Annotated in this window: 12 protein-coding genes and 2 pseudogenes; 10 read left to right on the top strand and 4 right to left on the bottom strand. The window is 69.2% G+C overall.

What is annotated here, in order from left to right; all coding sequences use genetic code 11:
* Nucleotides 1-80: 80 nt before the first annotated feature.
* Nucleotides 81-359, bottom strand: coding sequence for a muconolactone Delta-isomerase (catC, locus tag ACYVKZ_RS14360; RefSeq protein ID WP_460992918.1), 279 nt, complete (start codon nucleotides 357-359; stop codon nucleotides 81-83).
* Nucleotides 360-451: 92 nt separating this feature from the next.
* Nucleotides 452-1366 carry a LysR family transcriptional regulator gene (locus ACYVKZ_RS14355; RefSeq protein ID WP_460992917.1) on the bottom strand — a complete coding sequence of 305 codons (915 nt, stop codon included), beginning with the start codon at nucleotides 1364-1366 and terminating at the stop codon, nucleotides 452-454.
* A gap of 228 nt (nucleotides 1367-1594) precedes the next feature.
* Here ACYVKZ_RS14355 and ACYVKZ_RS14350 point away from each other — a divergent pair, with 228 nt between their 5' ends.
* From ACYVKZ_RS14350 to ACYVKZ_RS14335, 4 genes are read left to right on the top strand one after another with little or no spacing between them, the layout of a single operon-like run.
* Nucleotides 1595-2566 (top strand): cyclase family protein, encoded by a 972-nt coding sequence (locus tag ACYVKZ_RS14350; RefSeq protein ID WP_460992916.1) that lies wholly within the window; start codon nucleotides 1595-1597, stop codon nucleotides 2564-2566.
* Nucleotides 2567-2611: 45 nt separating this feature from the next.
* Nucleotides 2612-3322, top strand: a complete 711-nt coding sequence (locus ACYVKZ_RS14345) for an SDR family NAD(P)-dependent oxidoreductase (protein WP_460992915.1) — start codon at nucleotides 2612-2614, stop codon at nucleotides 3320-3322.
* Nucleotides 3315-4262, top strand: coding sequence for a 3-hydroxyacyl-CoA dehydrogenase (locus tag ACYVKZ_RS14340; protein ID WP_460992914.1), 948 nt, complete (start codon nucleotides 3315-3317; stop codon nucleotides 4260-4262). Before ACYVKZ_RS14345 ends, ACYVKZ_RS14340 begins: the two co-directional genes overlap by 8 nt.
* On the top strand, nucleotides 4259-5632 hold the full coding sequence (locus ACYVKZ_RS14335) for a short-chain fatty acid transporter (RefSeq protein ID WP_460992913.1): 1374 nt from the start codon (nucleotides 4259-4261) through the stop codon (nucleotides 5630-5632). The genes ACYVKZ_RS14340 and ACYVKZ_RS14335 overlap by 4 nt, the downstream gene beginning before the upstream one ends.
* A 97-nt stretch (nucleotides 5633-5729) precedes the next feature.
* Here the strand turns inward: ACYVKZ_RS14335 and ACYVKZ_RS14330 are convergent.
* Nucleotides 5730-5951, bottom strand: a pseudogene (locus ACYVKZ_RS14330) (N-acetylmannosamine-6-phosphate 2-epimerase); the annotation flags it as partial.
* Between the two features lie 13 nt (nucleotides 5952-5964).
* Between ACYVKZ_RS14330 and ACYVKZ_RS14325 the strand changes: the two are divergent.
* A pseudogene (locus ACYVKZ_RS14325) lies at nucleotides 5965-6159 on the top strand (hypothetical protein); the annotation flags it as partial.
* Between the two features lie 229 nt (nucleotides 6160-6388).
* Entirely contained in the window at nucleotides 6389-6940 is a 552-nt protein-coding gene (locus ACYVKZ_RS14320; protein WP_460992912.1) for a hypothetical protein, read from the top strand.
* Between the two features lie 334 nt (nucleotides 6941-7274).
* On the opposite strand, the gene ACYVKZ_RS14315 is transcribed toward ACYVKZ_RS14320, so the two are convergent.
* Complete coding sequence (locus ACYVKZ_RS14315; protein WP_460992911.1) at nucleotides 7275-8072, bottom strand: coniferyl-alcohol dehydrogenase; 798 nt, start codon at nucleotides 8070-8072, stop codon at nucleotides 7275-7277.
* A 186-nt stretch (nucleotides 8073-8258) separates the two neighbouring features.
* Here ACYVKZ_RS14315 and ACYVKZ_RS14310 point away from each other — a divergent pair, with 186 nt between their 5' ends.
* The 4 genes from ACYVKZ_RS14310 to ACYVKZ_RS14295 all read left to right on the top strand — a co-directional run bounded on the left by ACYVKZ_RS14310 (nucleotide 8259) and on the right by ACYVKZ_RS14295 (nucleotide 12600).
* Complete coding sequence (locus ACYVKZ_RS14310) at nucleotides 8259-9671, top strand: aldehyde dehydrogenase family protein (protein WP_460992910.1); 1413 nt, start codon at nucleotides 8259-8261, stop codon at nucleotides 9669-9671.
* 14 nt (nucleotides 9672-9685) lie between these two features.
* Nucleotides 9686-10615, top strand: a complete 930-nt coding sequence (locus ACYVKZ_RS14305; protein ID WP_460992909.1) for an MBL fold metallo-hydrolase — start codon at nucleotides 9686-9688, stop codon at nucleotides 10613-10615.
* Between the two features lie 121 nt (nucleotides 10616-10736).
* Nucleotides 10737-11465, top strand: coding sequence for an IclR family transcriptional regulator (locus ACYVKZ_RS14300; RefSeq protein WP_460992908.1), 729 nt, complete (start codon nucleotides 10737-10739; stop codon nucleotides 11463-11465).
* Between the two features lie 142 nt (nucleotides 11466-11607).
* The gene (locus tag ACYVKZ_RS14295; protein ID WP_460992907.1) at nucleotides 11608-12600 is read left to right on the top strand and encodes a PDR/VanB family oxidoreductase; all 993 of its coding nucleotides are present in this window, start codon (nucleotides 11608-11610) and stop codon (nucleotides 12598-12600) included.
* The last annotated feature ends 9 nt before the right edge of the window (nucleotides 12601-12609 follow it).

Genomic DNA, 12609 nt, shown 5'->3' with positions numbered 1-12609 from the left:
GCGGGGAGCTGCAGACCCCGGCGCCGCGCGGCGCCGGGGCTCACGGCCCGCCCTCAAGGAAGTGCCGGCCCCGGCGGGGGTCAGCTGATGGAATTCGGGTGCTTCGCGAGGGGAGTGACCTTGATCTTCATGTAGCGGTACATAGGGAAGCCGCTGAGCAGGGAGTGGAGCTCGTCGTGGTCGACGACGTCGAAGACCGAGTAGTTGGCATATTCTCCGACGACCCGCCAGATTGCCTGCATTCTGCCATCGCGCTGGAGGCTGCCGGAGTACTCCTTCTCCCGGGCCTGGTAGTCGGCCATCTCCTCGGGCCCCATTGTTTCGGGGAAGGTGACATCCATGCGGGCGAGGTAGAGCATCAGGAGACCTTTCGGGCAGTGTCCGGCACGAATCACCGGGGGACGGGCGGGCCCCGTCCGGGCCATCTTATGCACCGCAGGGAAGGTGCCTCCTACTCCAGCACGAGGCCGTCCGGCCGGCCGGGAGTAGGAAGCTCCCTCTGAATGATGTCCAGGACGGCGTGGACGGCCCGGGTCGGGCGCCGCGGAGAGACCACGGTGGCGGCGAGCCAGCGGGGCGGTCCTGACAGGGGGACCAGCCTGAGGCCCGGGGTGTCTATGTGGGCGACCGAGGAGATGGTGAGAGTGACCCCTACACCGGCGGCGACCAGGCCGAGGATGGTGTAGGAGTCGGGGGCCTCCTGGCCGATGCGCGGGGTGAAGCCGGCCTGTTCGGCGAGCCGGAACCCCACATCCCTCACGCTCGAGCCCCGTGTCGCCGGGAACATTACCCATGGATCATCGCGGACGTCTTCGAGCGCGACTTCTTGACGGTTCGCCAAGTGGTGGTCGGAGGGCAGCGCGAGGAGCAGGCGTTCGTACTCGAAGACATGCTCGGCGAGTCCGGGATGCCTCAAGGGCCTTCTGCTGAAGGCGATGTCGAGGTCGCCGGAGGCCACGAGGGACGGGGCGGCGCCGGCGTACACCATGGAGCGGAGCCGGAGCTCGACCCCGGGCGCCTCTGCCCGAACGGCGCGCGCCAGACGCGGCAGCCATGGCCGCGAGGAGGCTCCGGCATAGCCCAGGGTGACCATCCCGACCGGTGCAGTTCCGTCAGACTGTGCCGCCCGCTCGACGAGCATGGCGGCCTGGACGGTGCTGCGAGCGTGGGGGAGCGCGGCCGTTCCCGCCGGGGTCAGGTGCAGGGCCCTGGTAGTGCGTTCCACGAGGACAGCTCCGAGCTCGTCTTCGAGCCTGCGGATCCACTGGCTCATGACGGGCTGGGCCACGCCCAAGCGCTCAGCGGCTCGGGTGAAGTGCATCTCCTCGGCGAGGACGACGAAGGCGTTGAGGACCTTGATGTCCATCCGACTCCTTTCATGCATTTTTCTAATGGGCTAATGCTCGTTTCATATTGGACTTGAGATGAACCGGAAGGCAACTATGGAGCGATGTGTCGGGCGCCATAGCCCGCGGTGAGCACCGCCACCACCAGGACCAAGGAGGAGCAATTGGCTAGCACCCGCCCACGCTGGCGCCGCCGTCCTGAGGGGTCCACCTGGGGGGAGTACGGTCCAGACGATGCGCTCGGCCGGATGAACCTGTTGACCCCGGCAAAGCTCGCGGAGGGGCTGGCAGAGGTCAAGGACGGTCTGGCATTCGCCCTCGGACTGCCGCTGACCCTCCCCGGCGGCAACGCCCTGAACCCAAACCGCCTCCCTCCAGTCCATCGGCCGAATCTGCGCTCGGGGCAGCCGAACGTCAACTGTCGCCTCGACTCCCTCGTGCCTGGCTCCTCAGACGTCATGAACGACGATCTGGTGGTCCTCCACACGCAGTACTCGACCCAATGGGATGCCTTCGTCCACGTCGGCGCGCTCTTCGATGCGGACGGCGACGGGGTCGCCGAAGCCGTGTACTACAACGGCTACCGCGCCGGCGTCGACGTCATCGGCCCGGACAGCGCGTCCGAGTGCGGGCTCGACGCGAGGCCGCTGGTGACGAGCACCGACCTCGGGCCCTTGGGCATCGGCGCCCTCGCAGCCCACCCGGTGCAGGGCCGCGCCGTCATGGTGGACCTGGCACACCACTTCGGCACCGAACCCGTCCTCGTCGGATTCGACATGTGGAATCACGTCCTCGAGCAAGACGGCATCGACGTCCGCCCCGGAGACATCGTCACTGTCCACACCGGATATGCGGCGAAGATCCTCGCCATGGGGGGCACGCCCGACCCCGCGGTGCTGCACCACTACGGTGCCACCTTGGACGGGCGTGACCAGCAGCTCCTCGACTGGATCACGGAATCCGGCATCGCGGCGATCGCCGCGGACAACTACGCCGTGGAGCGCTACCCTGCCACACCGGCGCCGGCGCCAGCGTCGATCCTGCCCCTCCATGAGCATTGCCTGTTCAAGCTTGGCGTGCAGCTCGGCGAGCTATGGCACCTCACCGAACTCGCCGCCCACCTCCGCCGCGCCGGACGCAGCGCCTTCCTGCTGACCGCGCCGCCGCTGAACCTGCCCGGCGCCTCAGGCTCCCCACTCAACCCCATCGCCACCGTCTAGAGCCTCCTCGACCCAGAGGTCCCTCGACAGAAAGAAGCACACTCCATGCCGACCACGGCACAGCGGATCCTCATCACCGGCGGAGCCCACGGCATAGGCGCGGCCATCGCCGAACGCAGCCGGGCCGACGGCTACGAGCCCGTCATCCTCGACCGCGAGGGAGACGAGGCGATCCACTGCGACCTCTCGGACCCGGAGTCCACCGCGGCCGCACTCGAGCAGGCCCTGGCAGCCGGCCCCATCACCCGGCTCGTCAACAACGTCGGCGCCGTCTTCCCCCATCCCACCGAGGAGCAGAGCCTGGCGGAATTCGACGCCGCTGTGGCGCTCAACCTCCGCAGCGCCCTGCAGTGCACGCAGGCGCTCCTGCCATGCATGGAGCAGGCCGGCTTCGGCCGCATCGTCTCGATGTCCTCGCGCGCCGCCCTCGGCAAGGAACTGCGCAGCGCCTATGCCGCCACCAAGGCCGGGCTGCTGGGTCTGACCCGAGTGTGGGCGCTTGAGCTCGGACGCAAGGGCATCACCGCCAACGCCGTGGGCCCCGGGCCGATCGCCACCGAACTCTTCAACAAGGCCAACCCGGCGGACTCCCCGCGCACCCGGGCGATCATCGAATCCGTGCCGGTGCAGCGGATGGGGACCCCCGAGGACGTGGCGCACGCGGTGAGCTACCTGCTCGACGAGCGCTCCGGCTTCGTCACGGGGCAGACGCTCTATGTCTGCGGCGGAATGACCGTGGGGCGCGCAGATGTCTGAATCCGGACCTCGGATCGCGGTCGTCGGGGGAGGCTCGATCGGTGTCGCCTTCGCTCTTGTGTTCGCCCGCGCGAAGGCCCGCGTCCAGATCGTCGATCCCGAGGCGGAACGCTGCGTAGCCGTACCGCGCGAGCTCCGTGCCAAGCTGGCCGCACTCGCCGAGCATGGCCAGCTGGCGGAACCGCCCGAGGCGGTCGCCGCCCGCGTCACGGTCCACGACGACATCGCCCGTGCCGTTGCCGGGGCGGACCTCGTTCAGGAGTGCGTGCCCGAGCGCGCCGAGACGAAGCACGCGCTCTTCGCCCAGCTCGGCGAGCTGACCGACGCGCGCACCGTGCTGGCCTCGTCGTCGTCCGCGATTCCCATCTCGCGCAGCACCGAAGGCCTTCCGTGTGCCGAGCGTGCCCTCGTGGCCCACCCCGGCAATCCGCCCCACCTCATTCCGGTGATCGAGCTCGTGCCCTCCGCCGCAACCCGGCCGCACCTCCTCGAGGCCGCCCGAGGCATCTACTCCGACGCCGGCCTTTCGCCGGTGACGGTCCGCCGCGAGGTCGAGGGGTTCGTCTTCAACCGGCTCCAGGGCGCCGTGCTGCGCGAGGCGTATGCCCTCGTGAGGGACGGCGTCGCCAGCGTCGAGGACGTGGACACCGTCGTGCGCGACGGACTCGGACGCCGGTGGGCCTTCATGGGCCCGTTCGAGACCGCGGACCTCAACACGCGAGGAGGCATCGCCTCCCACGCGGCCAAAATGGGCCCCGCATACGAGCGCATGGGCGCCGAACGCGGGCAGCACGATCCATGGACGGAGGACCTCGTCGCCGAGGTCACGCGGCAGCGCCGCGCCGTCCTTCCCCTGTCGCACTGGGAGGACCGGGTCGCGTGGCGCGACAGGCAGCTCCTCAGCCGACTCGCAACACACACCCCGGAGGAAGAACAATGAACAAGACTGCAACGGTGCAGCCGCCCAAGGCGAGTCTGCTGCAGAAGACCACAGGCTTCTTCACGAAGCTCATGGACAGGTACCTGCCCGATCCCTTTGTCTTCGCGATCGCGCTGACACTGCTGACCTTCATCCTCGCTGTCCTGGTCCAGCACGCGAACCCCATCACCTCGATCCTGGACTGGGGCAAGGGCTTCTGGAGCCTGCTTGCCTTCACCACGCAGATGGCCGTGATCTTGGCAGCCGGCTACGTTCTGGCCAACTCCCCCATCGTCGACAGGCTGCTCGACCGGATCGTCGTGGGCATCAGCTCCCCGAAGGCCGCGGTCATCACGGCAACCCTGGTCGGCGGGATCGGCTCCTACCTCAACTGGGGGTTCGGACTGATCATCGGCGGCGTGGTGGCCCGCAAGCTCGCGACCCGCGTCCAGGGAGTCCACTACCCCCTCATCATCGCCTCCGCATACTCCGGCTTCACGTTCTACGGGCTCGGCCTGTCGGCCACCATCCCACTCACCATCGCGACACCCGGTCACCCGCTGCAGAAGTCCATGGGCGTCATCAGCCTCGGGGAGACCATCTTCTCGCCGCCAATGGTGATTACCACCCTGGTTCTGCTCGTGGTGCTGCCGTTCCTCAACGCCTCCATGCACCCCAAGCCCGGCCAGCCCGTGCGGGGCATCTCGCAGACTGCCGCCGCGGAGAACCCGGTAGAGGCCAAGCCGGTCGTGGAGGAGAAGACCTTCGCCGCGCGCCTGAACAACTCTCGCATCCTGTCCATGGTCATCGGCTTCGTGGGCATCGTCTACGTCGTCGCTGCCATGGTCAGCGGCACCAGCGTGGACCTGAACCTGATCAACTTCATCATCCTGTTCCTCGGCATCATCCTGCTGGGCACACCGATCGCCTACGTCACCAAGCTGAACGAGGGCATCAAGACGGTCTCCGGCATCATCCTCCAGTTCCCCTTCTACGCCGGAATCATGGCGATCATGGGCGGCTCCGGCCTCGTCGAGACGATCTCCCACTGGTTCGTGGGCATCTCCACCGCTGAGACCCTGCCGTTCTGGGGCCTCGTCTCCTCGTTCTTCATCAACTTCTTCGCGCCCTCAGGCGGCGGCCACTGGGTCATCCAGGGCCCGTTCATGATCGACGCCGCGCACCAGCTCGGCGCCTCCCTCCCGGAGACCTCGATGTCGGTCATGCTCGGCAACGCGTGGAACGACCTCGTTCAGCCGTTCTGGATCCTGCCTGCCCTCGCACTGTCGAAGCTCAAGCTCAAAGACATCATGGGCTACACCGTGATCGACATGGTGGTCGTCGGCCTGATCTACATCGTCGCCATGTTCGCGTGGGCCTTCGTGTTCTGATTGACCTCAGTCGGAGGCCCGGGAACTACTGCCCGGGCCTCCAGCCAATTCACGGCTCTCGGTGATCCGTTCCGTGCGAAGCGGGTCGCGTAGATCCTCATCGCGCTTTTCGGAACCAGGAAGTGATGGTGGCGGGATGCGTGATTGCGGTTCCGACGACGACGGCGAACGCGCCGGCATCGAGTGCGAACCGTGCCTGCGCGGGGGTGTGAGTCCGTCCTTCGGCGATGACCGGGCAGTCTGGTCCCGCCTCAGCGATGGCCTCGATCAGTTCCAAGTCGGGCCCGTCGGTCACCGTCCGTTCTCCGGTGTAGCCGGCAGCCGCCGGGGTCTACCAGCTGACTCCGCTGAAGGACTGCTGTCTGCGCCACTGCCGCTCCCCCATCGCCTTCCTCCTCCACGTCGCCGGCTTCAAGGGCCCCCTCCGCGACCTCCGCGCCGGCATCTACCACCCTGCCCTGCTGCCCGGCCTGCACGCACCCGCCCAGATGCAGGCCGCCGCCTCCCTCGGCGTTTCCGGGGCCTGATCTCCCGCTCCACCGCGTGCGCACCATCGGAGAGCACATACCGGATCAGCTGGAGGAGGATCACCGGCCACCACGACGGCCCCGTTCGAAAGAGAACCGTAAGCCCCGGCCCCGGCCGAGGCTGTTAGCGCTCCGGGCTCCAATGGAGAAGGGCTGCGGCCCGCTGTCCTGATCGGCGGCTTGACGAGCTGCGGGTGACAGGTGGGCTCAGCTCGCAATAATGGTCAGCATGTCCGCCGGATCTGATGACTTGCCTGACTTTGACCGGGAGGAGGCGCTGGCACAGGCGCGCGTCGTCCACCGGGCATGGGAGTTCCTCCAGGCTTTCTATGCCGGAGATCTGGCCTCTGCCTGGCTGTTCATGGATCCCACCCTTCGCCTGTGCTGGGCGCAGTGGTGGGTGCAGGCGAATGACGAGAGCCTTCACTCGGGCGGCTGCCGCCCCGAGGACGTCATCGCGGCGCTAGCGGTGTCCCCCGGCCGTGGCCACAGGCTCTGGAGCGATTTCAGCCGGGACGTCGTCCGGGACTTCCAGAAGGCATTCCCTCTCGACGTCGACTCCGCAGGCATCGGGGCCACCCCCCGGGCGCTCGGCCTGGACATCGAGCTGCTGTACGTTCACAGGGAGCCCCCAGCCGGCGGCCCATGGAAGCCGGGCGGATCTTCCGAAGTGGTCCCTATGGTGATGAGCCTGTCCCACGGCGAATGGAAGGTCCTCAACTTGGGCTACGAGGCAATTCCCACACCGGGATACCCTCCAGCCCTCAACGGTCCGGCCTAGCTCGAACACAGACAGGGAGCGCGGCACCACCGCGCTCCCTCACCACCGGTCACACTGCCCCTGTCCCTGGGCCCCACAGCCCGGGCACATCACGGCATTCCCCTACCGCTCGAGGCGTCCCGGCCGCAGCGCTGTCGACCAAAGACCGATCTCCGAGTAGACGCCAGCCTCTCAATAGCCGTTCCATTGACGAGACGCGAGTGCCGCAGCGGTTCCGGAGCCGCATCGTTTGGCGCTGCGATTCCGTTGAGGGCGAGGCAGTTCTCCTTCTGACGGCGGCAGCGTCTGCTGGGAGGACGGGCGCGGCGCCCCCTCAGATCTCTGCCCGAAGCTGTCAGGCCGGCTGGGGGGTTGCCTCCGTGAACCGGTGGGCAGCGAGTCCTCCGTCCACGCGGATATCGCTGCCGTTGACCCAGCGTGCCGACTCCGAGGCGAGGAAGACGACGACGTCGGCGATAGCCTCTGGAGTGGCGGCGCCGCCGGTGAGGCTGATGGCGCCCTCGACCTTGGATGTGCCGTGGTCGCGTTTGAAGTCCTCGAGGATTGGGGTGCTCACGGGGCCCGGGCTTACCGAGTTCACCCGCACGCGGCCGAGAGAGGCAGCAGCCTGGGTCTGGGTGAGAACCCGCACGCATTCCTTCGAGAAGCGGTAGGAGTTGCCGGTGACCTCAGTGTCTTCCTCGACGGAGGCGAGGGCTTCGCCGTCGTCCTCGTGGCCGAGGAACGCGTGGATCTGGGCCGTGCGCGCCGCCCAGCCGTCTGCGACGTTGGAGGCGAGGTGGGTGACAGACCCGCCTTCTGCGATTGAGGGAAGCAGGGCCTCGGTGAAGGCGCGCAGGCCGAAGACGTTCACGCCGAGGACCGTCCTCCACGGCGCTGTGCCCGGCACCCCTGCGATGTTGGCGATCCCGTCGATCCTCGGGGCGAGGGCCAGGACCTGCGCAGCCGCGGCGCCTGCGCCTTCCGATGTGGAGAGGTCCGCGCGGACGAAGTCGTGGGCGCCTTCGGGCACGTTGCGGTCGACCCCGATCACCCGGGCGCCGAGCCGGATGAGGGCTGCTGCGGTCGCCGCACCGATCCCGGAGGCTGCCCCTGTCACGACAAGGGTCCGTCCGGTGAGGTTGGGCTCCATGGGTCCTCCTACTGGTACGAGGTGCTGTTGCGTCTCCAATCACTCTTGGCCCTGAGGATGTGACGGGCAACGCAGGCTTTCCACTGGGTGGAGAGCTCGCATTGTCCGCCTATGGCGTGCCGGGCGACGCTGGGACCAGATCCGAGACCGGGCGCTCCCGCAGCGGCCTGCCGAAAGGGACACAGCATGATAACGACCTACGAGGTGTTCGACCCCGCCACCCTCGAGCCGGTGGGGACCGCCCCCCTGCACCGGGAAACAGACGTCGACTACGCCGTCCGGAGCGCCGTTGCCGCGGGCCGGGGCTGGGCTGCCGACCGCGACTCCCGCAGGGCAGCGCTCCGCGGGGCTGCCCAGTCCCTTCGGGCGAAGGCGCCTGAAATCGGCCGCACCCTCTCGCTCGAACAGGGCAAGGTCCTCCGCGAGGCGGTCGGCGAGGTCCTCGTCGCCGCGGACGTCTTCGAGTACTACGCGTCGCTGGAGTGGGACGAGCAGGAGGCGCTACCCGATCGCGCCGGCCGCAGGCTCACCGTCCAGCGCCGGCCAGTGGGCGTCGTTGCCGCCATCACTCCGTGGAACTTCCCGATCTCCCTGCTGAGCGTCAAGCTCGCTCCTGCCCTCGCGGCAGGCTGCACGGTCATCGCCAAGCCGTCCCCGACGACGCCGCTGTCGACCATCGCGCTCGTCGACGCCGTCGCGGAGTTCGTCCCGGACGGGGTGGTGCAGTGGCTCACGGGCCGGCGCGCGGTCAACCGTGCCCTGAGCGAGCACCCGAAGGTGCGCAAGATCTCCTTCACCGGCTCGACCGAGGTGGGTTCCGCGATCGCCGCACAGGCCGCACCCACGGTCAAGCGGGTCACGCTCGAGCTGGGCGGCAACGACCCGGCGATCATCCTGCCCGACGCCGACGCCGCCTTCACCGCGGCCGGGATCGTCGGCTCGGCGTTCCGCAACGCCGGCCAGGTCTGCATGGCAGTCAAGCGGGTGTTCGTGCCCGCCGAGCGCGAGTCCGAGTTCGTCGAGGCGATTGCCGCCGAGGCGGCCACCCTTGTCGTCGGGCACGGAGTCGCCGAGGGCACCACCATGGGCCCCATGCACAACCGGTCCCAGCTCGAGCTCGTCCAAGGACTGGTCCGGGAAGCGCTCGAGGGCGGTGCGACGCTCGCAGCAGGCGGCGGGCGCGGGACATCCCTCCCGGGGCACTTCCTCGAACCGACCGTCGTGGCCGGGGCCGCGTTCGACACCACGCTGGTATCCACTGAGCAGTTCGGTGCAGCCCTCCCCGTCGTCGCCTACACAGACGTCGACGCCCTCCTCGACCGCCTCAACGGCCAGGAGTTCGGCCTCGGCGCCTCCCTGTGGACCCCTGACCTGGACCGCGCCGATGAGCTCGCCGGCCGGATAGAGGCCGGCACGGTGTGGGTCAACCAGCACACGCAGGTCGAGCTGGACGCCCCGTTCGGAGGCTGGAAGGCCTCCGGCGTCGGGCGCGAGCGCGGCACCTTCGGGCTCGAGCCCTACCTCGAGCTGCGCACCGTCAACGCCCGGCACCATCTTCCCGCTCCCAGCCCCGCCCCGGCAGCCAGCACGGCCCGCTGACAGAAGGACACCACATGCATCCCGCCACCCCTGACTCCGCCGGCCTCGAGGTCATCACCCTGGGCACCGCGGCCGGCCCCGCGATCCGCAGCGGAGCACCAGGCATCGCCACCGCCGTCGTGGTCGATGGCACCCACTACCTCGTCGACTTCGGCCTCGGCTGCACACGCCAGGCCAACGCGGCAGGGCTGCGCGGGAAGGACCTCCGGGCCGCCTTCATCACCCACCTCCACTCCGACCACGTCGGAGAACTGCCGGCATACCTGCTGTGGAACTGGGGTGCCCCGGTAGACGGCTTCACGGGGGACGTGCCCGTGTACGGGCCCGGGCCGCAGACCAGCGCGATGGTCTCCCACCTCCTGGCCGCCTTCGACTACGACATCGCCATCCGCATCACCGACGAGGGACGCCCGGACCTGCGCCGGATCGTCCGCCCCGTGGACATCGAACTGCCCAGCGGCGCCGGAGCAGGAGCCGGGCGCACCCCGGCCATGGAGCCCTTCGAGGTATACGCCGACGAGAACGTGCGCGTCAGCGCGATCCTGGTCGAACACCCGCCAGTCTTCCCGGCCTTCGCGTTCCGGTTCGACACCGCCTACGGCTCAGTCGTCATCTCGGGCGACACGGCCGAGTGCGGGAACGTCGCAACCCTCGCCGCCGGCGCTGACCTGCTCATCCACGAGGCCGTCAACCTCGCCTACTTCGCAGCCCGGGACTTCTCGCCCGAGTTCCTCAACCACCAGCAGGTCTCCCACACCACCCCCACAGGGGTCGGACGCATCGCCAGGGCAGCCGGGGTGGGGCACGTGGTCCTATCCCACCTTGCGGGCGTGGCCACCGACGAGGAATGGGCCGCAGGCGTAGCCGAGGAGTTCCCCGGCCCCATCACCGTCGCCCGGCCGGGCCAGCACTTCCTCCCGGGGCGCATCCCGGCCAGGAGCTGACCGCCGCTCCCGTACGGCGGGATATCCGGGGGCTATCGTGAAGGAGGCGCCCGGCGACCCTGCCGGGTACCCGTGGGCGAGGTGGGCAGTGGCAGGGCATTCGAAGGACGCAGGGAAGTCCGTGACCTCACGCGCGCTGAACGTCCTGGGCGCGTTCGACCAGGAGCACCCGGTCCTCGGCCTGTCCGAGATCGCGCGGCGGTCCGGCACGCCCGTGGCCACCTGCCACCGTCTCCTCGGTGAGCTCACCGACTGGGGGGCGCTGGCCAGGACAACCGACGGCCGGTACCAGATCGGCTACCGCCTGTGGACGCTGGGCATCCTCGCCCCCGTTCAGAAGGGCCTGCGCGAGGTCGCAGCGCCCTACATGCACGACGTGCTCTTCGCGACCCGGCACGTGGTCAACCTCTTCGTCCTCGAAGACGCCCGCGCGCTGCTCCTGGAGCGCATCGCCGGCACCTCCGTCGGGCAGCCCGTCGCACGGGTCGGCGAACGGCTGCCCCTCCACACCAGCGCCGGCGGAAAGGTCCTCCTCGCCTACGCGCCGGCATCCGTCCTGGAGCGCGCCTTCGCCGATCTGAAGCAGGAGACACGGCACAGCATCACCGACCCTGCAAGGCTCCAGCGCGAGATCGTCAAGGTCCGCGACCAGGGCTACGCCACTACCGTCGAGGAGCACGCCCTCGGCACCTCCGGCCTCGCCGTGCCCGTCCTCGGCGCCGGCGACCGCGTCATCGCGGCCCTCGGCGCCGTCGGCATCGGCGCCGCCCCGCCGCCCGTCCAGCGCACCCTGCCGGCCCTCCAGGTCGCCGCCAAGGCCATCGGGAGGACCCTCGGCGCCACCGGCTGAGGACGCAGATCCGAAGGCTGCGCGCGGCCTTTTCACCCAGTGGTAAAGAGAGCGTGATCCTGCCCACGGTGCGGATCTATGGTCTGTGGAGAAGGCGCGGTGACGGAGGTCACCCTCAGCGCATCAGCGAAAGGATCCCCCGATGACGGCACAGGTGGAGGCAGACGTGGAGCACCTCCTGCCCCTCTCTGCGACCTTGGACGCGTTCGTCGCCGAGCGCCGCGACGCAGCCGACGGCGTTGCCCACCTCATGCTCCGCCCTGCGGGCGGCGGACTGTTCCCCGCGTGGGAGGCCGGCGCGCACATCGACCTGTACCTGCCCGGCCTGACCCGCCAGTACTCGATCTGCTCCTCCCCTGCCAACCGGGCCAGCCTGGAGATCGCCGTCCTGCGCGAGCCCGAGTCCCGCGGCGGTTCGGCCTACGTCCACGACGAGCTGACGGTCGGGACACGGGTTGTGGTGGGCGGTCCCCGCAACAACTTCTCGCTCGCCCCCTCCCGCAAGTACCTCTTCATCGCCGGAGGCATCGGGATCACCCCGATGCTGGCGATGATCGAGGCAGCCGAGCAGGCCGGCAAAGAGTGGCGCCTGGCGTACGGGGGCCGGAGCCTTGCCACCATGGCCTTCGCGCAGGACCTCCTCGATGCCTACGGTCCCGAGCGCGTGCTGCTCTTCCCGTCCGAGGAGTCCGGCCGGCTCGACCTCGAGGCGCTCCTCGGCGTTCCCCGGGCCCTCACAGCCGTGTACGCATGCGGACCGCAGCGGCTCCTCGACGCCATCGAGGACTACTGCCTCGGCTGGCCAGCCGGTGCCCTCCACCTCGAGCGGTTCGCCGCCGCCCCCGGATCCAGCGGATCCGCGGGCCCCTTCCAGGTCGAGCTGAGCCGGAGCGGGCGCATCGTCGAGGTCGGTGCCGACCGTACCCTCCTCGACGCCGTAGAGGAGGCCGGCGTCCGCGTCCTCTCCTCCTGCCGCCAGGGGGTCTGCGGCACCTGCGAGATCACCGTGCTCGCGGGCGAGGTGGACCACCGCGACGCCATCCTCACCCCCGAAGACCGGGCCCGCAGCGCCACCATGATGGTCTGCGTCTCCCGCGCCGCCGCCGGCTGCAGCCGCCTCACCCTCGACCTCTGAGACCCACGG

It is taken from the genome of Sinomonas soli, assembly GCF_054782415.1.
Note: the sequence above shows the minus strand (reverse complement) of the source record. Positions and strands in the feature narration are given on the sequence as shown.